This is a genomic window from Microbacterium sp. (assembly GCF_047605725.1).
GTDB lineage: Bacteria > Actinomycetota > Actinomycetes > Actinomycetales > Microbacteriaceae > Microbacterium.
In genome coordinates this window covers 44,154-68,225 of the sequence record NZ_JASGFE010000001.1, presented here as the reverse complement: position 1 = coordinate 68,225, position 24,072 = coordinate 44,154, and the positions used below count along the sequence as shown (strand labels likewise).

Below are 24,072 nucleotides of genomic sequence, written 5' to 3'. Positions count from 1 at the left end.
CGATCTGACCCGGAGAGCACGGTTCGGCGCGATCGGCCCTGTAAGCGGGACGCGCGAGTCACCGCAGCGAGGTCAGCGGCGGGTCGACACGGTCACGGTGAATCGGGCGTCGCGCGCGACCTGGCGGGTCGAACCGACGACGCGCTCCAGCGCGGGCCGATAGCGCAGCGGAGAGTTCCACACGCACCACAGCTCGCCGCCGGGCCGCAGCACCCGGGCGGAGTCGGCGAACAGGTGCGGCGCGATGCGGTCGGTGACCGCGGCGCCGCTGTGGAACGGCGGGTTGAGCGCGACGAAGGAGGCGGTGGCCTCCGCCCGTCGCGCCAGCGCGTCGTCGCGGACGACCTCCACGCGCGCGGCGACGCCGTTGGCGGAGACTGTCGCCCGTGCCGAGACCACCGCGACGGCGGACTGGTCCGACGCGTAGACGTGGGCGAGCGGATGCCGCAGGGCCAGCGTCGCCGCGACGACCCCCGTGCCGCACGCGAGGTCGATGAACGGATCGTCGCGCGTGCCGCCGGGAAGCGTCGCGGGAAGGCTCGACAGGAGCAGCCGCGTGCCGCCGTCGATGCGCGCGCCGGCGAACGCGCCGCCGTAGGCGCACACGACGATGCCGTCGTGGCAGGCCTGCGCGGGCGCCGGATCGCGGCCGTCGTGCGGATCGCGGGCGACGAGCACGCGGGACTTCTGGCGGGCGCGGGTGACGTCGAGCCGCCCGAAGAACTCGCCGAGCACCGCGTTCATGGCCGGCGTCATGTGCTTGAGGCGGCCGCCGGCGAACACGACGACCTCCGGTGCGGCGTGCGCGGCGATGAGCCCGGCGAGGTCGCGGAGCGCATCGAGCGAGCGGGGGAGCCGCAGCAGCACGACCCGCGCATCGCGCACCAACGGGCCCGCCGCCGATAGGCTCTCGAAGCGTCCCGAGAACCCCAGGCGCGCGGCGTTGGCCGCGAGCGCGCGCTCGCCGGTCAGGGCGTCCTGGTGCACGCGGATCGCGTCTGCACCGGCATGCGCTGAGGCGAGCGTGAGCGCGCCGTGCGTGTCGCCGATGACCACGAGGGCGCCGGGCGGGAGATCGCGGCGCGTGGCGGCCGACTCGTCCAGCAGCAGCCGGTCGGCGGCATCGGCCGCCACCAGCCCCGGCCCCTCGAGGTCGGGCGCACGCCGGAGCGCGTCGAAGGCGAAGCTCACGCCTCGCCCGGGTCGGCGTAGTGCAGGCGCGTGTCGTCGGCGGTGCACTCGTCGCCGATGCGGATGCCCGCCGCGACGAGTCCGTCGTCGCGCAGGTGCTGGAGCGCCACCACGGCGCGGCGGCGCAGCTCCCACGGATCGATCGTGTTGACGAAGATCTTCGTGCCGCCCTCGAAGCCCGCCGGGGTCGAGACGCGCCACTTCAGCACGACCCGCCACGGCATCGGCCAGGGTGCGCCCGGGGGTCGGTAGTGCCACTCCTCGTTGGTCGGCACGTGCGCTCCGGTCGCGGCGTGGAGGGCGTGCACGAGGTCGGAGACGGCGCGGATGCCGGCATCCGAATGCTCCTGCGGAAGGTTCGCGCCCGAGGTGGAGTACACCTCGAAGGCAGGGTAGCGGTGCCCCACGCCGGCGACGGCGACGGCGCCGTCGACGGCGGCCACGACGAGGCGCTCGGCCACAGCGAGGTCGGCGATCGCGAGCTGGTAGAGGTTCCGGTCGCTTGCGAGCATGCGCAGCTCGCGGTCGACCTGGGGACCGGCCTCGTCGACGGCCACGAGCTGCTTGTGCAGGTGCTCGAAGGAGGCGCCGGCCGGCGCCAGCCAGTTCTGGAACACGGAGACGTATGTCGCCGCGGGCTGGGCGGCCTGGATCGCGGCGAGCGAGTCCACGGTGAACGCGAAGTAGGCGCCGTGCTCGTCGGGGCTCAGGGTGCCCGAGGCGGCGAGCTGGTCGTCGGTGCGGGCGCCGTCGAGCACGTGCCGGCGAGCGACGACCACGTCGTGCGATCCGCCGAGGAGGTCGAGGGCGGCCTCTTCGAGCGAGGGGACGACGCCGGTCGCTCGGGCGCGGATCTCGGCGAGCCGCTGCAACTGCTCGTGGCCCACCGGGTCGGCGAGGTACTGCTGCGCCCACTCGATGACCGCACGCGGCTGACGGAAGCCGTGGTTCTCGCGCCAGTACTCGGCCGACACGATCTCGAACAGGTTGCCGAAGCGGCGGAACTCCGCCGGCGTGTCGAACAGCTCCGAGGCCGGCACGTGATGGACCGCCTCGAACGCGGGGCCGACGAGGCGGACCTTCTCCGGCGTGGTCTCCAGGTAGCGGTCGCTGCAGAACGCGCACAGGCGTGACGCCTCGCCCGGCTCCAGCGTGCGCGGCTCGCGCGGCAGGCTCGGCAATGCGCGCCCGGCGCGCCCGGGCACCGTCCACACGCGGGTGCCGGTGAGCGGGCCCACCTGCTTGACGGTCCCGTCCGGCAGGCGGACGATCATCGGCTGCGCCTTCACCCGCACCCCCTCAGCCTAGCGAGCGGTTCAGGGCGTGCGTGCCGGGTTGAGCCTCACGTACCTGATCGTCCCCTCTTCGCGCAGTTCGACGACGGCCGGATGGGCCTTCACGAAATCGGTGAACGAGGCGTGTCCGAGCTCCTTCTCGCTGAAGGACGGGTCCATGCGCTTGATCAGGTCCTTCAGGGCCGATGCGACGGCCCACTCGTCGTCGGTGCGCTCGCGCTCCAGGCGCAGCGCGCGCTCCAGCAGTGCCTCGGCGGGGTCGGCGGGCGGGGTCGCCGCCGGCTTGCGGGACCGTCCGCGACCGGATGCCGCGACCTTGCCGTCGCTGGCCTCGGGTCTCGTGACGCCGGGGAGCGACTCGTAGGAGTCGAAGCGGTCGCAGGCCGCCGCGAGCGCCTTCGCGGTGGATCCGGCCACGCCCACGCCCACGACGTACCGGCCGAGCCGCTTGCAGCGCTGAGCCAGCGGCACGTAGTCGCTGTCGCCCGCGACGATCACGACGTGGGTAAGGTCGGGAAGGCGGAACATGTCCTCGACGGCATCCACCGCGAGCCGGATGTCGGCGCCGTTCTTGGCGTAGGCGGCGGTGGGGAACAGCTGCACCAGATCGACCGCGCGTGCGACCAGCTGCGAGCGGTACTCGGCGTTGATGGGCGCGGACCAGTCGGCGTAGGCGCGGGTCAGGACGAGCGTGCCGAACGATGCCGCGTACTCGACGATCGCCGCGACGTCGACGGTCGCGGCGGCCAGGCGTGCCGTCACCTCCGGATCGCCGGCCGATGCCGCGATGCGAGCGCGGTCGCGGCCCAGGGAGCCGCGTCCGTGGATGCGGTCGTACCAGCTCAGCACGATGTTGTCGAAGTCGAAGTAGACCGCCACGCGGGCCCCGGCCGTCTCGGGCATCACGCCTCCTCGGGGTGGTTCAGGCCGATCCGGCTGCGGATCTCGTCGAGCGTGCCCGTGCGCGCCTCCACGCTGGTGCCGATGTCGAGGGTTCCGCAGGGCAGTCCGGTCATGCTGAGAGCCTAGCCGCCGTGCTCTGACGCGGAATGGCGCCCGGACGAAGGCATGGATCCATGCTGAGCCGATCCGTGCGGCTGGAATCGGTCGTCCAGCCTTGCTCCGGGCAGCATTCCGGTGGAGCCTCGCCCGGATCGGGCCGCGAGGTCAGGGGATCAGGACGATCTTGCCGTCGGCGCCGGCCTCAAGGAGCCGGTGCGCCTCGGCAGCCTCGGCAAGCGGCAGCTGCGTGCCGAGCTCGACCGAGAATGCCCCCGCGGCGACGAGCGCGACGGCCACCGGCATCGCCTCGGCACGCCACGCGCGCTCCAGCGCGCTGAGCGGGCGGGGGCTGCCGCCCATGAAGGCGCGGATGCCGAGGCCCGCGGCGTCGGCTCCGCGCACGAGCGTCGCGATGCGGTCGCGGTCGGCGACGAGCTCGAGGGACGCCGCCAGCGCCTCGTCAGTGCCGGCGATGTCGATCGCCGCGGTCACGCCCCGCGGTGCGGCGGCACGCACCCGCGAGGCGAGCCCCTCACCGTAGGCCACAGGGATCGCGCCGAGGGCGCGGACCCGGCCGGCGCGGCGATCGCTCGTGGTCGCGATCGCGGTCGCGCCCCACAGCACGGCGAACTGGATGACCGCCTGCCCGACGGCCCCCGACCCGCCGTGGACGAGGAGCGTGTCGCCGGCGCGCACGCCGAGCGAGCGCAGTGTCTGATACGCGGTGCCGAACGGGATGCCGAGGGCAGCCCCCACTGCGGCGCTCACCCGCGGGGGCCTCGGGGTCAGCTGCGCGGGAGTGACCACGAGGTCGCTCGCGTAGACGCCGGCGGCGCCGAACACGACGACCTCGTTGCCCGGACGGTAGCCCTCGACCTGGTCGCCGACAGCCGTCACGACCCCGGCGCCGTCGCCGCCGACGCGCCGCGGCGCAGTGATCGGCCCGGACGGGCGCCGCCCGGAGCGAAGCTTCGCGTCCAGCGGATTGACGCCCGCCGCCTCCACGCGCACGGCGACCTCTCCGGTGCCCGGAACGGGCGGCTCGATCTCGGTGAGGGTCAGGACCTCGGGGTCGCCGAACGCGGAGTAGGTGATCGCGGTTGCCATGCCTCCCCACTGTACGCGGGACAGGTGGTGGCCCGAGGCGCGGTGCCGGGCGCCTCTCTCCCCCCACCCGTTCGGTTGCCCCAGGTGTACGCCCGGAGCGCCGTTTCGCGTACATCCAGGACAAGTGAACAAGGGAGGGGGACGCCGGGGTCGGCGCTCAGCGGGCGCCGGACAGGGCCTTCGCGATGCGCTGCAGCGAGACCGGCTCGGCCGTGCCGAGGTTCTGGGCGAACAGGCTCACGCGGTACTCCTCCAGCAGCCAGCGGGCGTGGACGAGGGCTCGTCCCGCATCGGGGGCGACCGGGATCGTGCCGCCGGCCTCGGCGTAGAGTGCGGCAGCGCGCTCGAATTCGGTCATGCGCTGGCGATCGCGCCCGGGCTGGTCGGCGAGGCCGCGCACGCGATCCCGCGCGGCCTGCAGGTAGCGGGGGAGGTGGGCGAGCCGAGCGACGCCGGTCTGCGCGACGAAGCCGCGGTGGACGAGGCCCGCGAGCTGGGCCTTGACGTCGCCGAGCGCGCCCAGCAGGGTCAGGGAGTTCTGCTCCCTGACGGCTCGATCGACCTCGCGCTGGAGCGTCAGGATGCGCGCGCAGAGGGACACCGCAGCGAACAGCTCGTCCATCACGGCGGCCGAGAACGCGTCGCGCACGACCTCGAACCGTTCCCGCGTGCGGACGGCGGGGTCGGTCCGCGCGATGACGGCGTCGGCGACCGCGACGCGGGCGTCTTCGACGAGCGCCCGCGCCGACGGGTAGGGCGAGGCGGCCAGGGCGAGCTTCTCCGCCGCGGTCAGGTGGTCGAGCACGTACGCGGTCGGTGAGGGAACGGCCAGCAGCACGAGCCGGCGGATGCCGGCGTGCGTGAGCCGCGCGGCCTGTTCCGGCGTCGCCTCGATCCGCAGAGCCACGCTCGTGCCCTCGTCGACGAGTGCCGGATAGCCGCGCACCACGCCGCCGGCCACCGGCGTGTCGATGAGGGAGGGGAGCGCACCGAACGTCCAGTCGATGAGCCCCGATTGCTCGGCGAAGCGGGATGCCGGTGCCCCGTGCTCGCCGGGCATCGGGCGCGGGCCGGCGGGGCTCTCGGTCGGGGAGCGCGGCCCGGAGGGCCGAGCCGAGACGTCTGTGCCGGGTGGGCGTCCCGACTCGCTGCGCTCGACGGGCGACCGGGAACCGGTGCGCGCGAGGGAGCGGGACACGGCATCCCGAGCCCGCCCGGCGAGCCGGGTCTGCAGGTCTTCGAGCGAGCGGCCGGAGCCGACGACGCGCCCGCGCTCGTCGACGACGCGGAACGACGCAGTCAGGTGCGCGGGCAACCGGTCGAGGTCGAAGTCGCCCGCGCGCACCGGCTGGTTCGCCACGCGCTGCACGAGGGCGGCGAGGGCCTCGGTCAGCGTGCGGCCCGGACGGCCGTCGTGCGACTCGGGACCGGCGCCGTCGAGCTGCTCGCCGAAGCGCGCCGCCCAGTCCGCGGCGGGCACGACGTTGCGGCGGATCGCCTTCGGGAGCGCACGAAGCAGCGCCGTCACGAGCTCGGCGCGCAGCCCCGGCACCTGCCAGTCGAAGCCGTCCGGGCTCAGCTGGGCCAGGAGCGCCAGCGGTACCACGACGTTCACGCCGTCGTCGGGGGCCCCGGGCTCGAAGCGGTAGGCGAGCGTGAGCACCTGGTCGCCCTGCCGCCAGCGGGTCGGGAAGTCGCGCTCGTCGGCGCGCGCGGCGTCGTCGACGAGGTCGCCCTCGGTGAGGTCGAGGAGGCGCGGGGTGCGGGTCGAGGCATCCCGCCACCACATCTCGAAGGAGCGCACGTCGAACGCGTCGCGCGGCACCCGGGCGTCGTAGAAGCGGAACACCGCCTCATCGCCGACGAGGATGTCGCGGCGGCGCTCGCGCTCCTCCAGGCGCTCCAGCCGGCGGCGCAACGCGTGGTTGCGGCGCTCGAATGCCGTGAGGCGCTTGTCGAGGTGCTGGCTGTTCCACTCGCCGTCGACGAGTGCGTGCCGCACGAACAGCTCGCGTGCGAGGTCGCGGTCGATGCGCGCGAGCTGGATGCGGCGGCGCGGGATGATCTCCACCCCGAACAGGGTGATCTTCTCGGCGGCGACGGCGGCTCCGGCATCCTTCGACCAGTGCGGATCGCTCACGGTGCGGTGTGCGAGATCGCCGGCGAGCTCCTCGGCCCACGCGGGGTCGATCGCCGCGACCGTGCGCGCGAACAGGCGGGAGGTCTCGACCAGCTCGGCGGCCATGACCGCGTCGGGCGAGGCTTTGCGCAGGCCCGAGCCGGGGAAGATCGAGAACGTCGCGCCGCGCGCGCCGCGATACTGCGGCAGCGGCCTGCGGCCCTTGTCGCCCTTCGCGAGCGAGCGGGTGTCGAGGATGCCGAGATGTGACAGCAGCCCGGACAGGATCGCGCGGTGCACGGCCGCCGGATCTGCAGCGCCCGGGGCGCCGGGTGCCGCGCCGCCGTCGCGCAGGAGTGCGCGCAGCTGCCGATGCACGTCGAACCATTCCCGCACGCGTACATAGTTGAGATGCTCGGCGCGGCAGAGGCGCCGGAAGGCGCTGGAGCCGAGTCGGCCCTGCTGCTCGTGCAGGTAGGACCACAGGTTCAGAAGCGTGAGGAAGTCGCTGGTCGGATCGGTGAACCGCGCGTGGAGGCGATCGGCCTCGTCGCGGCGCTCCTCGGGGCGCTCGCGGACGTCCTGGATCGAGAGCCCCGCGACGATCGCGAGCACGTCGCGCGTGACCCCGAGCTTGCGTGCCTCGAGGAGCATGCGCGCGAAGCGCGGGTCGATGGGCAGGCGCGCGAGCTCGCGGCCGATCTTCGTGAGCTTCGGCTCGGCGCCCTGACGCGTGATCGCCCGGAGCTCGGTGAGCAGGTCCAGTGCGGCTTTCACGCCGCGCGAGTCGGGTGGGGTGAGGAACGGGAACGCCGAGATGTCGCCGAAGCCGAGCGCGAGCATCTGCAGGATGACGCTCGCGAGGCTCGTGCGCAGGATCTCGGGTTCGGTGAACTCGGGGCGCTTGTCGAAGTCCTCCTCGACGTACAGGCGGATCGCGATGCCCGGCGAGGTGCGGCCGGCGCGACCGGAGCGCTGCTGCGCGGATGCCTGCGACACGGCCTCGATCGGGAGCCGTTGCACCTTCGACCGCGCGCTGTAGCGGGAGATGCGCGCGGTGCCGGTGTCGACGACGTATCGGATGCCGGGGACCGTCAGGCTCGTCTCCGCGACGTTCGTGGCGAGGATGACACGGCGCCGGACGCCGGCGACCTGCGACCGCTCGAACACGCGATGCTGCTCGGCGGCGGACAGCCGGCCGAACAGGGGCAGAACCTCCGTCGGGCGAGGGTGATCCGCATACATTCCGCGAACGGCATCCATCGCGTCGCGGATCTCGGCCTCGCCGGGGAGGAACACGAGCACGTCGCCGTCGGGCTCGCGGTCGAGCTCACGGAGGGCCGCGACGATGGCGTCGACATCGTCCTCCGCGGGGTCGCGGTAGCGGATCTCGACGGGATACGTGCGGCCGGACACCTCGATGATCGGTGCCGGGTCGCCCGCGGCATCCGCGAAGTGCGCGGCGAAGCTCTCCGGGTCGATCGTGGCGCTCGTGACGATCACCTTCAGGTCGGGGCGCCGAGGGAGGATGCGCCTGAGGTACCCGATCAGGAAGTCGACGTTGAGCGAGCGCTCGTGCGCCTCGTCGACGATGATCGTGTCGTAGCGGCTCAGCAGCCGGTCGCGGTGGATCTCGTTCAGGAGGATGCCGTCGGTCAGCAGCGCCACGCGCGTGTCGGCGGAGACCCTGTCGGTGAAACGCACCTTGTAGCCGACCGTCGTGCCGAGGGGCACCTGCAGCTCTTCGGCGATGCGCTCGGCGATCGTGCGCGCGGCGATGCGGCGCGGCTGCGTGTGGGCGATGCTCGTGCGGCCGAGCTCGAGGCAGATCTTCGGCAGCTGCGTGGTCTTTCCCGACCCGGTGGCGCCGGCGACGATGACGACCTGGTGGCTCTCGATCGCGCGGGCGATCTCGTCGCGCGCGGCGCTGACTGGCAGCTCCGGCGGATACGAGATCGCGGGCTCGGGCATAGCCCTTCATCGTAGGCCGCCCGCGCTCGTCGGTGTCGGCGCGCAGCGATGCTCGTTCGCTGGCCCGTGTGGTCGCGCGGCGCGGCTGCGGCGACAATACGGGGCAGGTGAGGAAGGCGCACGCGCCTCGGGTCGGCGCGTATGGTCGCGTTCCGCGGCAGCGGCGACCACATGCGCCAAGGCGAGCGCTACCCGCAGCGGGCAGTCCTCCTCGGTAGGTTGTCGGTCATGGTCAAGCCAGCCCGAGAGAAGATCGCTCGCCTTCTGCGCGGTGGTGAGTCAACCGGGTCCTTCAGCGTGGAGACGTCGGCACCGGCCGCGGGCGTGACGTTATTGGTGGACGGGATCGGCTCGGTGAAGCTCCCCGTCGGCGCCGCGCAGGAGCGAATGCTCGTGTCGGTCGCGCGTCCGGCGATGTTCGGGCTCGGTGAACAGACGCTGACCGACACGTCGGTGCGCGACACGTGGGAGCTGACCGCTGACCAAGTCAGCTTGGGCGGCGCCTGGGACGAGCTGCTCGATGCCGTGCTGGCCGACGTGCACGAGGGACTCGGCCTGCCGAGAGGCTCGCGTGTTCGCGCCGAGCTGCACGCGCTGCTCGTCTACGGGCCGGACCAGTTCTTCGCGCCCCATCGAGACTCGGAGAAGGATGACGAGATGGTGGCGACGCTGGTGGTGTCGTTGCCGTCCGTCCATTCCGGCGGGGAGCTCCTGGTGAGCCATGGCGGAAAGACCCACGCCTATCGACACTCGGACCGGAACTCCATCGGCTTCGTGGCCTTCTATGCCGATTGCGTGCACGAGGTGCGGCCGGTGCGTTCCGGACGCCGGGTGACGCTGACCTTCAACCTGCTCGTCACCCGCGATGCCGAGACGATCGAGCTCGATCCGGAGGAGGAGCTCGCCGCCCTGGTGGGTGAGCACTTCGCCACCCCGGTGCCACGACCCTGGTCGGACGAGCCGTCTCCGGCGCCGAACCACCTGGTGGTCCTGCTCGACCACGAGTACAGCGAACGAGGGCTGGCCGCGGGTCGTCTCAAGGGCCGCGATGTCGAGTGGGTGAGGCGACTGCAGACCGCTGCGGCTCGAGCCGGCTGTCGGAGCGCGCTCGCTCTCGGTGAGATTCGCCAGACCTGGAACGCCTACGAGGACGGGTGGTCGTGGCGATACGAGGACGGCCCGGACGACGAGGGGTACGACGACGGAGGGTCTGGTGCGTCATACGACCTCGGGGAGCTGCTCGACGATGAGATCTCGCTGGGCTGGTGGAAGCGGGACGGTGTCGGCGACGGGGAGCAGATCGGTCTCGGTGTGGACGAGAGCGAGGTCTGCTCCGTCACACCGACGGCATCGATGGCCCCGTATCAGTCCGAATACGAGGGCTACATGGGCAACTACGGCAACACCCTCGACCGCTGGTATCGCCGAGCCGCGATCGTGCTGTGGCCGCAGGAGAGGGACTTCATCGCGCGCGCAGAGGCGGACCTGCCCAACGCGATCGCCGAGCTGAATGCCCGGTTGGGCGGCGGGGCCGACCTCGATCAGGCCCGAGCCGATGCGAAGGCGCTGACGGGTCTGCTCCGAGCAGGCAGTGCGGGTCTTCTGGCCCCGCTCCTGGCGCTCGCGGACGCTGTGGAGGACGCCGAACTCGCCCACGACCTCCTCGCCCACTGCGACGGGAAAGAGGTGACGGCCGCTCACGCGGCGGCGTTGGCTGCGGTTCGCCAGAGGTACGGAGACGCGTCGACGGCGAGGTTGATCGAGTCCTGGTTCCCTGTCGACGGCTACCGGCACGGGTACTGGGAGTGGGCGAGCGACACCATGCCGGACGTGGCCGCGGCGCTCAGGCGGGCCGGCGCAGCCAGCGTCGTCACCCGGTTGTGCCGACGGATCTGGGCGGGCGTGCTGAGTTCGATCACGGCGGCCCTCACCGCGGGTCCGCGGTCACGGGCGCGCAACCTGGCACCGGTCGTGAGGCCGGCGGAGGCACTCGTCAGGACCGCCGATTCCGAACTGGTGGAGGAGTTCGTGGCATCCCTTGCGGCGTGCGGCGACGGTGTGCTCGATCTGGAGCTCCCGCTGCTGCGCCGCCTCGGCTCGGCCGCGCCGGCGCTGTTGGCCGGTGACGCGGTGCGTCGGCTGGAGGGTGTCGTCGGGATCACGCCACGACCCGCCGACGACTGGTCGATCACGTGGTCGGGCTGCGGGTGCGACCTGTGCGAGCGCCTGCGGCGCTTCCTCGCGGACCGCACGGCCACGGAGCTCGACTGGCCGCTGAGGGCAGACCGGCGCCAGCACATCCATCAGCGCATCGAAGCAGCCGAGCTTCCCGTCATGCATCGCACGATCCGCAAGGGCAGCCCCTACACGCTGCACCTCGCGAAGCGGCCGGACCTTCACGAGCGCGAAGCCGCGCACCGTCGTCAGGCGATGCGGGACCTGGCGTGGCTGCGCGGGGAGGAGTGAACTCTTCTACCGGTGCCGGTGCGCCGCGCGGGTTCGGGTGTCGGAGGCCGGTGGGACAATGCCGGCATGCTGCTCGCCGAGGTCGTCGCAACGGTCCACGAGGTCACCGCCACGCGGTCGCGCCTCGCGAAGATCGACGCCCTCGCGCGGCTGCTCGCTCGCCTCGACCCCGACGAGGTCGCTCCCGCGGTGGCCCTCCTCACCGCGAGCCCGCGGCAGGGGCGCCTCGGCGTCGGCTGGCGCGGGCTCTTGGCGATCGACGCGCCGCACGCCGAGGTGCCGACCCTGACCATCGCCGACGTCGACGAGGCCTTCGACGTGCTCGCCGCGGCATCCGGACCCGGCTCGGCCGCCATGCGCAGCAGCACCCTCGTGGACCTCGCCGAGCGCGCGACCGCGCCGGAATGGGAGTTCGTGCGCCGCGTTATGCTGGGTGAGCTGCGCACCGGCGCGCTCGAGGGCGTGCTGCTGGAGGCCGTGGCCCGCGCGGCGGACCGGTCCGCGGCATCCGTCCGCCGGGCCGCGATGCTCTCCGGCGACCTCGGCGAGACGGCGCGGCTCGCCCTCACCGGTGCCGACCTCGAGGCCGTGGGCCTTGCCGTCGGGCGGCCGGTCATGCCGATGCTGGCGTCGACCGCGGCGTCCGTCGCGGACGCCCTCATCGAGACGGGCGAGGCGTCGGTGGAGTACAAGCTCGACGGCGCCCGCATCCAGGTGCATCGTCGGGGCGACCAGGTGCGCGTCTACACGCGGAGCCTCGCCGACATCACCCATCGCGTGCCGGAAATCGTGCGGGTCGTCCGCGGTCTCGACGCGCGCGAGCTCATCCTCGACGGCGAGACGCTCTCGCTCGACGAGGACGGCGCGCCGCGGCCCTTCCAGGACACGATGTCGCGTTTCGGCGCCGACGCGCCGTCGGAGGTGGCGCTCCGCCCCTGGTTCTTCGACCTGCTGCACGTCGACGGGCGGGACATCATCGACGAGCCGCTGCGCGTACGGCTGGCCGAGCTGGAGCGCGTTGCGGGGCCGTGGCGGATGCCGGGCATCGTCACCGCCGACGGCGACGCCGCGGATGAGCTCTCGCGTCGGGCGCTCGCCGCCGGGCACGAGGGCGTGGTCGTCAAGGCGATCGACTCGGTCTACGCGGCGGGTCGCCGCGGCAAGAGCTGGGTCAAGGTCAAGCCCGTGCGAACGCTCGATCTTGTCGTGCTCGCGTGCGAGTGGGGTTCGGGGCGCCGCACCGGAATGCTGTCGAACCTGCACCTGGGCGCGCTCGACCCCACCGGAGAGTTCGGCGAGCCGGGCGGGTTCGTCATGGTCGGCAAGACCTTCAAGGGCCTCACCGACGAGCTGCTCCGCTGGCAGACCGAGCGGTTCCCGCAGATCGCGACGCACCGGACCGCCCACGCCGTGTTCGTGGAGCCGGTGACCGTCGTCGAGATCGCGGTCGACGGCGTGCAGCGTTCGCCGCGCTACCCGGGCGGGCTCGCGCTGCGGTTCGCGCGCGTGAAGGCGTATCGCCCCGACAAGAGCCCGCGCGAGGCCGACACCATCCAGAGCCTCCGGGAGGGCCTCCGGTAAGGTGCGCGGGCCGGTGCCTTACCGGGCTGACCCCGGGCGCGGCATCCCGAGTCACTGCGTTGTTTCGCGAGTCACTGCCTTAGTGGCGAGTCACTGCGCTGCAGGGCAGTGACTCGGTGGGAAAGCAGTGAGTCGGGATGCCGGAGTCAGATCCAGCCGGGCAACCACGCGTGCAGGTGGTAGAAGTCGTACGGCACCTGGATCGCGGTCCACAACGGGAACCAGAACGCCGACAACGCGACCGCGGCGGCGAGGAGCACGACCACCGTGCGCTGTCCGGACCGGCGGCGCACCGGGTCGGTCGAGCTCGAGCCCGCGATCGAGCGCAGCGCGAAGGCGAGCGCCAGGAGCATGAAGGGCAGGATGACGATCGTGTAGAACTGGAAGACCGTGCGCTCGGCGAACAGCAGCCACGGTGCATAGGTCGCGGCGACACCGGTGAGGACGAACGCGTACCGCCAGTCCCGCGTGCGGACGAACAGGTAGCCGATGAACACGACCGCGGCGACCCCGCCCCACCACACCAGCGGGTCGGGCATGCTGTAGATGGTCGCGATGCAGCCGTTCGCTCCCACGCACCCGGGCGAACCATCGGCAGCGGTCTGCACGTACATCGAGGTCGGCCGCCACAGCAGCGGCCACTGCCACGCGGGGCTCATGTACGGGTGCGAGGAGGTGATGCTCGCCGTCGAGTTGTAGATCGTCTCGTGGTAGTGCCAGAGGTTCCGAAGCGGCAGCGGAACCCACGACCAGAAGCCCGGATCCGGATCGAGGCGGTCGCGCCCGTAGCCGCCGTGGGTGGTGAGCCAGCCGGTCCACGATGCCAGGTATACGACCACCGCGACGGGCACGAGCAGCAGGAACGACACCGCCCCCTGGCGGAAGGCGGCATCCGCGGGCCAGAGCTGTACGCCCCAGCGGCGTCGCGCGAGCGCGTCGGAGATCACGAGATAGAGGCCGATCGCGGCGAGCGCCCATGCGCCCGACCACTTGACGGCGGACGCCGCGCCCGCCGCTGCGCCGGCCGCCACCACCCACGGGCGGTTCCACAGCACCGGTCCCCATGCGGGCGGACCGGCATCGGTCTCGCGCGCGGCGATGCCCGCGGCGAGCCGGTCGAGGTGCCTGCGCCGATCGAGCAGCACGAACCAGAACGCGAGGAGCGTGAACATCGTGAGGATGACATCGAGCAAGGCGACGCGGCTCATCACGATGCCGAGCCCGTCGATCGCGAGCAGGCCCGAGGCGACCGCGGCGAACACGATCGAGCCGGTGAGGGCCCGCGCGATGAGGTACAGCAGGAGCACGCACGCGGTGCCGCTCAGCGCGACGGCGATGCGCCACCCGAAGGACGAGTCGGCGCCGAACAGCGCCATCCCCGCTCCGATCAGGTATTTCCCAAGCGGCGGATGCACCACGAAGCTGCCGTCGGCCTGGAAGAGGTCGGTCTGGCCGGCGACGAACTGCTCGTCAGCGCCGTCGGGCCAGGTCGCCGCGTAGCCGAGGTTCCACTGGCTCCAGGCGTCCTTCACGTAGTACGTCTCGTCGAACACCAAGGCGTGCGGATGCCCCAGGTTCCACAGGCGCAGTCCGGCCGCCAGGAGCGTGACGAGTGTCGGGGCGAGCCACGCGTACAGGCGGCGAAGGCGCGGGTCGGCATCGGTGCGTGCACGCCAGCGGTCGTACGCGGACGGTCGCACCGGAGGCGTGATCGTGGTCGCGGGCGTGGTCACCGGTCCAGCCTAAGCTGGGGCGGTGATCATCCTCGCGGCGACGCCGATCGGCAATCTGGGGGATGCCTCGCCCCGTCTCGTCGCCGCTCTGGAGTCCGCGACGGTGGTCGCCGCGGAGGACACCCGCACGGCGCAGCACCTGCTGCGGGCGCTCGGGGTGCAGAACCACCCGCGGCTCGTGGCGCTGCACGACCACAACGAGAAGCACCGCGCGGCCGAGCTCGTCGCCGCGGCGCGCGAGGCGGAGCTGCTCGTGTTGTCGGATGCCGGCATGCCCACCGTCAGCGACCCCGGTTACGGCCTCGTCGCCGAGGCGGTGGCGCAGGGCGTCGCGGTGAGCGTCATTCCGGGGCCGAGCGCCGTGCTGGCCGCGCTCGCCGTGGCGGGGCTTCCCACCGACCGCTTCACGTTCGAGGGGTTCCCGCCGCGCAAGCCCGGGGAGCGCCGCCGCGCCCTCGCGGCGCTTGCCGCCGAGCCGCGCACGATGGTCTTCTTCGAGGGCCCGTCGCGCCTGGCCGAGACTCTCGCCGCGATGGCCGACGCGTTCGGCGCCGACCGCCGCGCGGCCGTGTGCCGCGAGCTGACCAAGCTGCACGAGGAGGTCGTGCGCGGCGAGCTCGCCGAGCTGGCGGCCTGGGCGTCCGGGGGTGTCCGGGGCGAGCTCGTCGTGGTGGTGGCCGGAGCGGTCGCGCGCGCGGTCTCGCCCGACGACGCGCTCGCCCAGGTGCAGTCGCTCGTGGCGAGTGGAGCACGCCTGAAGGATGCCGCCGCCGAGGTCGCCGGTCTCACCGGCCACTCCTCCCGCGAGCTGTACCAGGCCGCGCTCGCCGCTCGGTCTGTGCAAGGAGCACCCTCGCGGGGGGAGTGAGCACCCTCGCGGGGGGAGGGAGCACCCTCGCGGGGGGAGGGAGCACCCTCGCGGGGGGAGTGAGCACCCTCGCGGGGGCAAATAGAATCGTCTGGTGACTTCCGGCCGCAGCTTCTACATCACGACGCCGATCTACTACCCGAGCGACGTACCCCACATCGGGCACGGCTATACGACCGTCGCCGTCGACACGCTCGCGCGCTGGCACCGCCAGGCCGGCGACGACACCTGGATGCTCACCGGCACCGACGAGCACGGCCAAAAGATGCTCCGCGCGGCCACCGCCAACGGGGTGACCCCGCAGCAGTGGGTCGACAAGCTCGTGAGCGAGTCGTGGCATCCGCTCCTGAAGACCCTCGACGTCGCCAACGACGACTTCATCCGCACCACGCAGGAGCGGCATGAGCGCAACGTCCAGGTGTTCTTCCAGGCGCTGTACGACCGCGGCTACATCTACGCGGGGGAGTACGAGGCGCTGTACTGCGTGGGCTGCGAGGAGTTCAAGCCCGAGTCCGAGATCGTCGACGGCACGGGTCCCTTCGAGGGGCTCAAGGTCTGTGCGATCCACTCCAAGCCGTTGGAGCTGCTGCAGGAGAAGAACTACTTCTTCAAGCTGAGCGAGTTCCAGGACCGGCTGCTCGAGCTGTACAAGACCGGGTTCGTACAGCCGGAGTCGGCGCGCAACGAGGTCGTCTCGTTCGTCAAGCAGGGGCTCAAGGACCTCTCGGTGTCGCGGTCGACGTTCGACTGGGGCATCACGGTGCCGTGGGACGAGTCGCATGTCATCTACGTGTGGATCGACGCGCTCCTGAACTACGTCACGGCGGTGGGCTACGGCTCCGACCCGGTGGAGTTCGCGCGGCGCTGGCCGGCCCGCCACGTGGTCGGCAAGGACATCCTGCGGTTCCACGCCGTGATCTGGCCCGCGATGCTCATGGCGGCCGGCCTCGACGTGCCCGAGGGCGTCTTCGCGCACGGCTGGCTGCTGGTCGGCGGCGAGAAGATGTCGAAGTCGAAGCTCACCGGCATCGCGCCCACCGAGATCACCGATGTGTTCGGCTCCGACGCCTACCGGTTCTACTTCCTCTCCGCGATCGCGTTCGGCCAGGACGGCTCGTTCTCGTGGGAGGACCTGTCGGCGCGCTACCAGGCGGAGCTGGCGAACGGCTTCGGCAACCTCGCCTCGCGCACGACGGCGATGATCGAGCGCTACTTCGAGGGGATCGTGCCGCCCCCGGGCGAGTACGAGACCGGTGACCTCGCGATCCAGCAGACGGTGGCGGATGCCGCGACCGCCGCCGACGCGGCCATGGAGCGCTTCCGCCCCGACGAGGCGATCGCCGCGATCTGGACCGTCGTCGACGCCCTGAACGCGTACATCACCGACAACGAGCCGTGGGCGCTCGCCAAGGATGACGCGCAGCGCGCACGATTGGGCACGGTGCTCTACACGGCCGCGGAGGGCCTGCGCGCCCTCGCGGTGCTCCTCTCGCCGATCATGCCGGTCTCGACCGAGAAGCTGTGGGTCGCCCTGGGCGGCCCGGGTCGCCTGGTCGACCAGCCGATCCGCGAGGCCGGTGTCTGGGGGGTGCTCCGCCCCGGGGCGAGCGTCAACGGGCTCGCGCCGCTGTTCCCGCGCGTGGAGCAATCCGCGTGACGGACCCGTCGGGGTACGTGCGGCGGCGGGAGCAGGGCTCGCGCGACGTGCGGTGGCCGCAGGCGCCCGAGCCGCTGCGCGTGCCGGTGTACGACAACCACTGCCACCTGGAGATCGCCGACGGCGACGAGCCCCGCACCCTTGCCGAGCAGCTGGAGCTGGCGGCATCCGTCGGCGTCGTCGGCGTGGTGCAGGCGGGGGGCGACATCGCCTCGAGCGTGTGGTCGGCGGATGCCGCCTCCTCCGACCCGCGGGTGCTCGCGGCCGTCGCTATCCACCCCAACGAGGCTCCCGGGTACGCCGAGGCGGGCCGGCTCGACGAGGCCATCTCGGTGATCGACGAGCTGGCGGCGCAGCCGCGCGTGCGCGCGATCGGCGAGACGGGCCTGGACTTCTTCCGCACCGGCGAGGAGGGGCACGCCGCCCAGTTCTTCAGCTTCGAGGCGCATATCGAGCTCGCGAAGAAGCACGGCATCGCGATGCAGATCCACGACCGCGACGCGCACGCGGCCGTCCTTGAAACGCTCGAACGCGTGGGCGCCCCCGACCGCACGGTGTTCCACTGCTTCTCGGGCGACGCGGACATGGCGCGCTCCTGCGCCGAGCGCGGCTACTACCTGAGCTTCGCGGGCAACGTCACGTTCAAGAACGCGCAGAACCTGCGCGACGCGCTCTCGGTGACGCCGCGCGAGCGGATCCTCGTGGAGACGGATGCCCCCTTCCTCACTCCCATCCCGCACCGCGGGCGGCCGAATGCGCCGTACCTCGTTCCGGTGACGGTGCGGTTCATGGCTGCCGAGCTCGGGCTCGAGGTGGACGAGCTGTGCGCGCAGCTCGCGGCGAACACCCTTGCCGTCTACGGCGCCTTCTGAGCTGTCCCGGTGGTTGCTGCGGGCGCCGTCTTCTCCACAGACGCTCGACCTCGCGAGCTGTCCACGGATCGTCGGAATCCGCCCGCGTCGGGGTGCGCGGCGCCGTAGCGTCGGAGTATCCGAACCGGGACAATGGAAGGGTGATCGAGATGGACGACGCGCAGACGTGGGCGGTGATCGGCGTGCTGGCCGCGTCGTTCCTCGGCACGATGACGATCATCTCGACGATGTTCACGCGCGTCATCAAGACCGAGATCGGTGCCGTGCGGAGGGAGCTCAGCGCGGCGATCGGCGGCGTCCGGGCGGAGCTCGGCGCGGAGATCGGCGGCCTCCGGGAGGAGATGAACGCCCGGTTCCAGGCGGTGCACACGCGACTGGACGGCATGGACCGCGACATCCAGTTGCTCATGAACCGGGAGTTCGGCACCGACAGAGGCTGATCGGGATTGCCGTGGGCCGTCAGTCCGACGGGCGCTGCGTGTCGAGCGGGAAGACCAGCTCGAGAGCCTGGCACCATTCCTGACCCGCTCCCGCGGCGGCGAGAGTGTGGCCCTGCCCGATCAACCGGTGCAGCACCACGCCCTCGAAGTGCCGCAGCGCCCGCTCTGTCTCGGCGACCCCGTCGCCGCGACCGCGCAGCCGCGCGATCTCCTCCTCGAGCAGGCCGTGCAGGTAGCCGCGGAGTGCGACGACAGAGGGCGACACCTCTCGCACGCGGCGCTCGGCGGCGTGGCGTCGCGCGGCCTCCGCGACGATCTCGCGGGCCTCCCCGAGGGCGGCGAACTCGTCCAGCGGCGCGTGCAGGCGGATCGTGTCGAGGTCGAGCAGCTCGGTGCCGGGCAGCTCGGCGACAGCGGGGTCGACGTTCCGAGGCATCCCGAGATCGATCACCAGTTGCGCGTGCGCATCGCCACCGCGGGCGGCGCGCAACACCGGGGCGGGCAGGACCGGGGCATCCGACGCGCTCGTGCAGGCGATCACGACCTGGGCGCGGGCCGCGGCCGCGGCGAAGTCCCGTTCTGTGACCAGGGCAAGGCCCTGCCGGGCCGCGAACTCGGCGCCGCGGCCCGATGCCGAGAACACACCGATGTCCACGGCGCCGTGGCTGCGCAGCACCGACAGCGTCGTGGCGGCATAGCGGCCGGTGCCGATCAGGAGCACCCGCGTCTGCGCCCAGTCGACGACCCGCGACGAGGCCATCTGCAGCGCCACCCGCACCAGCGACCTTCCCGCCGCGCCCACGCCCACGGCGTTCTTCACGACGCGCGAGGTCTCGGCGGCGCGCTGGAACAGGCTCTCCAGCGGCGTGGTGGTCAGGCCCTGCTTGCGGGCGGCGTCGAGGGCGCGCTTGACCTGCCCGGCGATCTCGTCCTCGCCGACGACGACCGACTCCAGGCCCGCGGCGACCGAGAACAGGTGACGTGCCACGCCGCTTCCGTGCGCGAAATCGACGCTCTCGCGCACCGTGCGAAACGGAAGGTCGCTCATCGCGGCGAGCCTCTCCATGGCGGCATCCATCGACGGCACCGGGGACTCGTCGGCGATGTCGAAGTACGCCTCGAAACGGTTGCACGTGGCGAGCACGACGGTGCCGAGGATGTCCTCGTGCGCGGCGCGGAGCGCGGGCGCGGCGGACTCGCCCAGGCGCGACAGGCTCTCCAGCGACTCGAACGGCGCCGAGCGATGGTGAGCGGACAGGCAGACGAGCACGAGTGCGGTTCCTCCGGGTGTTCCCCGTTAGTCTAGCCAGGAACGATTCCGCCGACTCTCCTCCCGGAAAAGACCGCATGTCCCTGGCCGCCAGCCACCCGCTCCGTGCGCACGGAACGTCCTCGTCGCGGCTCGTCCGGGCGCTCATGGGCACGCGCCCCGAGGTCGTGCCGGTGTGGTTCATGCGGCAGGCCGGCCGGTCGCTGCCGGAGTACCGCCGGTTGCGCGCGCGCGCCGGATCGATGCTCGACGCGTGCCTGGACCCGGACCTGGCCAGCGAGATCACGCTGCAGCCGGTGCGCCGGCACGGGGTGGATGCCGCCATCTTCTTCAGCGACATCGTCGTGCCGCTCCTGCTCGCCGGCATCGAGGTGGAGATCGTGCCCGGGCGCGGTCCGGTGTTCGCCCGGCCCCTGCGCACGGGCGCCGACATCGCCGCGGCCACCCGGATCGATCCCGCGCTCGTGCTGGAGCGGGGAGAACGGGTGGCGGATGCCGTCGCCCGCACGACCGGCGAGCTCGCCGCCCTCTCGCACGAGCGCGGCGAGTCGATTCCGCTGATCGGCTTCGCCGGCGCTCCGTTCACGCTCGCGGCCTATCTCGTGGAGGGCGGCCCCTCCAAGGACCACCTCGCCGCGCGGCGCCTCATCCACGAGGACCCGGTGGCCTGGCGTTCGCTCGTGGAGTGGCTCGCCGCGCTCGCCGGGGCGTTCCTCGTGCTGCAGGTGCGGGCGGGTGCGAGCGCCGTGCAGCTGTTCGATTCGTGGGCAGGGGGCCTCGCCCCCGCGGACTACCGCCGTGCCGTGCTCCCCGCCTCTGCCGCGGCCCTGGACCCGGTACGGGCGCTGCGGGTGCCCGACGGCGTGGAGCTGGAGCACGTGCCGCTCGTGCACTTCGGTGTCGGCACCGGCGAGATCCTGGCCGACATGGCCTCGATCGGGGTCGACGGGATCGGAGTGGATCACCGGGTCTCGCTCCGAGACGCCGTCGCGCGGGTCGGTCGCGAGGTCACCGTACAGGGAAACCTCGACCCGGCGCTGCTGGCCGCTCCCGAGCCCGTGCTCGACGCCGCGGTCGGGTCGATACTGGCGGACGGCCTCGCCGCGCGGGCGCACGTGTTCAACCTCGGTCACGGCGTGCCGAAGGAGACGGATCCGGCGGTGCTGACGCGTCTGGTGCGCACCGTGCACGAGTGGCGGGCGGTGTGAACGACACCGATCCCGTCGACGTCGCCGTGGTCGGCGCGGGGATCGCGGGGCTCGTCGTCGCCGCCGAGGCCGCGCGGGCAGGCCTGCGCGTCGTGGTGTGCGAGAGCGGTCCGCATGTCGGCGGCATGCTGCGGCCGCTGACGATCGCGGGCGTCGAGACCGATGCCGGCGCCGAGTCGTTCGCGACCCGCACCGGAGCCGTCGCGGCCCTCATCGGCGAGCTCGGGCTGCCGCTGGATATCGCCCTCCCGCGGCCCGGCGGCGCGCAGCTGGTCTGGCCCGCCGCAGGCGGCATCGATCGAGCCCCGCTGCCGCAGCGCACGATCCTCGGTATTCCCGCCGACCCGCTCGCGGCCGACGTCGTGCGCATCGTGGGGGCGGATGCCGCGGCGCTCGCCGCCGCGGAGCCGGCCCTCCCCGCGGCGCGGGCCGCCGCGGAGCCGGATCTGCACACGCTCGCCGCGACCCGGCTCGGGCCGCGCGTGGCCGACCTCCTCGTCGACCCGATCTGCCGCAGCGTGTACTCGCGGCCGGCCGGGGCGGCGCGGCTGTCGAGACTGCACCCCGAGCTGTGGCGGCGCTACCGGGAGCACGGCTCGCTGGTCGAGGCGGCGGCATCCCTCGCGCCCGGAGGGCGACCCGGGAGTGCGGTCGGAGGCATCCGCGGCGGCGTGTGGCGGCTCGCCGCGGCGCTGGCCGACCTCGCGCGCGCGCACGGCGCCCGTGTGCGCACCGACGCCCCGGTCACGGCGTTGCGCGCGGTCGACGGCGGGCACGAGCTGGTCCTGGGCGACGGCTCGGCGGTACGGGCCCGGCGCGTCGTGCTCGCGGTCGACGCGCGCGCCGCGGCGCGCCTGATCCGGTCGCCGAGCGGCACCGCAGGGCCTCGAACGCCGGGCGAGCCCGCGGGGCGTGTCGAGTCGGTGGGGGAGGACGATGCCGTGGCCGTCGTCCACGTCGCCGTCGAGGCCCCGGGGCTCGACGCGTTCCCGGTCGGCAGCGGGGTCATCGTCGCGCCGGGCACGGACGCGGCGGCCAAGGCGCTCACCCACGTAAACGCGAAGTGGCCGTGGGTCGGCGAGGCGCTCCCGCCCGGTGTGCACGTGCTGCGGCTCTCCGCGCGCGAGGCCGGCGCGTTCGAGGCGCGCGACCGTGCGGCGCTCGCGCGCGAGGTCGCCCTGCTCACCGGTGTCGCGGTGGAGGCCGGCGATATCCGCGAGGAGGTCGTGATGCGGTGGCCTGTCGCTGCCTCCGGCATGCTTCCCGCAGAGGTCGTCGCCGAGGCGGAGCGCCGCGGCATCGTCCTGGCCGGCGCCGCGGTCGCCGGCACCGGGCTCGCCTCGGTGGTGCCGCACGCGCGGGCGGTCGGCGCGACCCTCGCGCGATGACCCGAGCCCCGCGCGGGCCGACGTGCGCCGAGCGGTGCGCATCGGGGAGAATGGACCGATGCGCACCATCCGCCTCGGCACGCGCGCGAGCGCTCTCGCGACGACGCAGTCCCGCCACGTCGCGGACCTGCTCACCGCGGCGACGGGGGCGACGGTCGAGCTCGTCCCGATCGTCTCGTACGGCGATGTCGCGACCGGCTCGCTCGCCTCGCTCGGCGGCACCGGGGTGTTCGCGGCGGCGCTGCGCGAGGCGCTCCTGCGCGGCGAGTGCGATGTCGTGGTGCACTCCATGAAGGACCTCCCGACGGCGGCGCATCCCGGGCTCTCGATCGGCGGCATCCCGGCGCGGGAACGGCAGAACGACGTGCTGTGCGCCACCGGCGGGCGTGCGCTCGCCGCCCTTCCCCCCGGCGCCCGCGTCGGCACCGGATCGCCGCGTCGGGCCGCGCAGGTGCGGCGGGTTCGGCCCGACCTGGTCGTCGTCGACATCCGCGGCAATGTCGACACGCGGCTGCGCAGGGTGGCCGCGGGCGAGTACGACGCGATCGTGCTGGCCGAGGCGGGCCTGCGCCGCATCGGCCGCACGGACGAGATCAGCGAGGTGTTCCCGCTCGAGGAGTGGCCGACCTCCGCCGCCCAGGGCGCGCTCGCCGTCGAGCTGCGGCAGGACGACCTCGACGGCGCGTTGGGCGAGGCGCTGCGGAGCATCACCGATCCGGTCGCCGCGGCCACGGCGCTGCTGGAACGGGAGGTGCTCGCGCTCCTGGAGGCCGGCTGCACCGCGCCCATCGCGGTGAGCGCGACCGCTGTCGGCGGCGAGGTGCGGCTGCACGCCGAGGTGTACAGCGCCGACGGCCGCGAGGTCGCCCGCGCTCGCGCGACGGCCCCCCTCGCCGCCCTGATCCCCGTCCCCGCGCACCCCGCCCCCGCCGCCCTGATCCCCGCCCCCCTCACCACCCGTGCCCGTGTCGCCACCGCCGTCGCCACCACCCTCCTCGCCGAGGGTGCCACTTTCCTCGCCGAGGGTGCCTCCACCCTCGCCGAGGGTGCCACTTTCCCCGCTGAGGGTGCCTCCACCCCCGCAGATACGCCGGAGCCGCGCTCGTGAGCGGCCTCACCGGAGCGCGCGTCCTGGTCCCGCGCGGCGGCGCGTGGGGCGCCCGCGTGAGCGACACGCTGCGCAGCAGAGGAGCGGACCCCGTCGTCGCCCCCCTCATCGCCGCCCGGCCTCCGCGCGACCCCGCCGCGCGCGACGCCGTGTTCGCCCGACTCTCCGCGGGGGAATACGACTGGCTGTTCGTCACGTCGGCCGCGACCATCGAGCAGCTCACCGGCGCCGGGGTCGCGGTACCGTCCGCGACCCGCATCGCCGTCGTCGGCGCGGCCACCGCGCGCGCGGTCTCCGCGGCCGGCTGGACGGTCGCGTTCACCCCGGACGGGCCGTCGTCCGGCGAGAACCTCGTCGCCCAGTGGTGCGCACGGCACGACCCCGGCGCGACCGGTCGATGCCTCGTGCTGCGCTCCGACCTCGCGCGCGCCGTCGTCAGCGACGAACTGGAGCTGCACGGCTTCGCGGTCGATGTCGGCATCGCATACCGCACCGTCGGAGTCGACCTCGCCCCAGAGATCGCCCGCGACCTCCGCTCCGGCCGCATCCACGCGGTGCTGCTCACCTCGCTCAGCGTCGGCCGCGAGCTCAAGCGTCAGGTCGAGCTCTCCGAGCTCGTCGTCGTCGCCTCGATCGGTCCGGGCACGACGCGGGATGCCGCACGCATCGGCATCCCGGTCGCACTCACCGCGCCCGTGCAGACCGTCGATGCCCTCATCGACGCGCTCGACGCTCACTTCGCCACTCGCCCGCACCACGATGGAGGTCCCGCGTGACCGATCTTCCCGCCGATTCT

At 73.0% G+C, this 24,072-nt stretch carries 17 protein-coding genes; 10 read left to right on the top strand and 7 right to left on the bottom strand.

Annotation, left to right across the window (positions count from 1 at the left end):
* Positions 1-72: 72 nt before the first annotated feature.
* The 5 genes from QM641_RS00310 to hrpA all read right to left on the bottom strand — a co-directional run bounded on the left by QM641_RS00310 (position 73) and on the right by hrpA (position 8,685).
* A complete protein-coding gene (locus QM641_RS00310; RefSeq protein WP_415112276.1) occupies positions 73-1,191 on the bottom strand; it encodes a class I SAM-dependent methyltransferase in 1,119 nt (372 codons plus the stop codon).
* On the bottom strand, positions 1,188-2,486 hold the full coding sequence (locus QM641_RS00305; protein ID WP_415112274.1) for a DUF4921 family protein: 1,299 nt from the start codon (positions 2,484-2,486) through the stop codon (positions 1,188-1,190). Before QM641_RS00305 ends, QM641_RS00310 begins: the two co-directional genes overlap by 4 nt.
* Before the next feature lie 21 nt (positions 2,487-2,507).
* Positions 2,508-3,389: an NYN domain-containing protein gene (locus tag QM641_RS00300; protein ID WP_415112272.1), complete on the bottom strand. Its 882-nt coding sequence runs from the start codon at positions 3,387-3,389 to the stop codon at positions 2,508-2,510.
* 264 nt (positions 3,390-3,653) lie between these two features.
* On the bottom strand, positions 3,654-4,595 hold the full coding sequence (locus QM641_RS00295) for a quinone oxidoreductase family protein (protein WP_415112270.1): 942 nt from the start codon (positions 4,593-4,595) through the stop codon (positions 3,654-3,656).
* Between the two features lie 157 nt (positions 4,596-4,752).
* Positions 4,753-8,685: an ATP-dependent RNA helicase HrpA gene (gene hrpA / locus QM641_RS00290; RefSeq protein ID WP_415112268.1), complete on the bottom strand. Its 3,933-nt coding sequence runs from the start codon at positions 8,683-8,685 to the stop codon at positions 4,753-4,755.
* Positions 8,686-8,913: 228 nt separating this feature from the next.
* Here hrpA and QM641_RS00285 point away from each other — a divergent pair, with 228 nt between their 5' ends.
* Complete coding sequence (locus QM641_RS00285) at positions 8,914-11,151, top strand: 2OG-Fe(II) oxygenase (protein ID WP_415112266.1); 2,238 nt, start codon at positions 8,914-8,916, stop codon at positions 11,149-11,151.
* 66 nt (positions 11,152-11,217) lie between these two features.
* Positions 11,218-12,732: an ATP-dependent DNA ligase gene (locus tag QM641_RS00280; protein ID WP_415112264.1), complete on the top strand. Its 1,515-nt coding sequence runs from the start codon at positions 11,218-11,220 to the stop codon at positions 12,730-12,732.
* Positions 12,733-12,878: 146 nt separating this feature from the next.
* Here the strand turns inward: QM641_RS00280 and QM641_RS00275 are convergent, their stop codons facing one another.
* A complete protein-coding gene (locus tag QM641_RS00275) occupies positions 12,879-14,465 on the bottom strand; it encodes a dolichyl-phosphate-mannose--protein mannosyltransferase (RefSeq protein WP_415112262.1) in 1,587 nt (528 codons plus the stop codon).
* A 22-nt stretch (positions 14,466-14,487) separates the two neighbouring features.
* Between QM641_RS00275 and rsmI the strand changes: the two genes are divergently transcribed.
* From rsmI to QM641_RS00255, 4 genes are all read left to right on the top strand, one after another.
* Positions 14,488-15,333: a 16S rRNA (cytidine(1402)-2'-O)-methyltransferase gene (rsmI, locus tag QM641_RS00270; RefSeq protein WP_415112260.1), complete on the top strand. Its 846-nt coding sequence runs from the start codon at positions 14,488-14,490 to the stop codon at positions 15,331-15,333.
* A 94-nt stretch (positions 15,334-15,427) separates the two neighbouring features.
* On the top strand, positions 15,428-16,990 hold the full coding sequence (gene metG, locus QM641_RS00265) for a methionine--tRNA ligase (RefSeq protein ID WP_415112258.1): 1,563 nt from the start codon (positions 15,428-15,430) through the stop codon (positions 16,988-16,990).
* On the top strand, positions 16,987-17,862 hold the full coding sequence (locus QM641_RS00260; protein WP_415112256.1) for a TatD family hydrolase: 876 nt from the start codon (positions 16,987-16,989) through the stop codon (positions 17,860-17,862). The genes metG and QM641_RS00260 overlap by 4 nt, the downstream gene beginning before the upstream one ends.
* A gap of 149 nt (positions 17,863-18,011) precedes the next feature.
* Positions 18,012-18,302, top strand: a complete 291-nt coding sequence (locus QM641_RS00255; RefSeq protein ID WP_415112454.1) for a hypothetical protein — start codon at positions 18,012-18,014, stop codon at positions 18,300-18,302.
* A 19-nt stretch (positions 18,303-18,321) separates the two neighbouring features.
* Here QM641_RS00255 and QM641_RS00250 read toward each other — a convergent pair whose 3' ends face one another.
* Positions 18,322-19,572 carry a glutamyl-tRNA reductase gene (locus tag QM641_RS00250; protein WP_415112254.1) on the bottom strand — a complete coding sequence of 417 codons (1,251 nt, stop codon included), beginning with the start codon at positions 19,570-19,572 and terminating at the stop codon, positions 18,322-18,324.
* A gap of 77 nt (positions 19,573-19,649) precedes the next feature.
* Between QM641_RS00250 and hemE the strand changes: the two genes are divergently transcribed.
* From hemE to QM641_RS00230, 4 genes are read left to right on the top strand one after another with little or no spacing between them, the layout of a single operon-like run.
* Positions 19,650-20,780 carry a uroporphyrinogen decarboxylase gene (hemE, locus tag QM641_RS00245; RefSeq protein ID WP_415112252.1) on the top strand — a complete coding sequence of 377 codons (1,131 nt, stop codon included), beginning with the start codon at positions 19,650-19,652 and terminating at the stop codon, positions 20,778-20,780.
* Positions 20,777-22,168, top strand: a complete 1,392-nt coding sequence (locus QM641_RS00240) for a protoporphyrinogen/coproporphyrinogen oxidase (protein WP_415112250.1) — start codon at positions 20,777-20,779, stop codon at positions 22,166-22,168. The genes hemE and QM641_RS00240 overlap by 4 nt, the downstream gene beginning before the upstream one ends.
* Before the next feature lie 58 nt (positions 22,169-22,226).
* Positions 22,227-23,276: a hydroxymethylbilane synthase gene (gene hemC / locus QM641_RS00235; RefSeq protein ID WP_415112248.1), complete on the top strand. Its 1,050-nt coding sequence runs from the start codon at positions 22,227-22,229 to the stop codon at positions 23,274-23,276.
* Complete coding sequence (locus QM641_RS00230) at positions 23,273-24,052, top strand: uroporphyrinogen-III synthase (RefSeq protein WP_415112246.1); 780 nt, start codon at positions 23,273-23,275, stop codon at positions 24,050-24,052. The genes hemC and QM641_RS00230 overlap by 4 nt, the downstream gene beginning before the upstream one ends.
* The last annotated feature ends 20 nt before the right edge of the window (positions 24,053-24,072 follow it).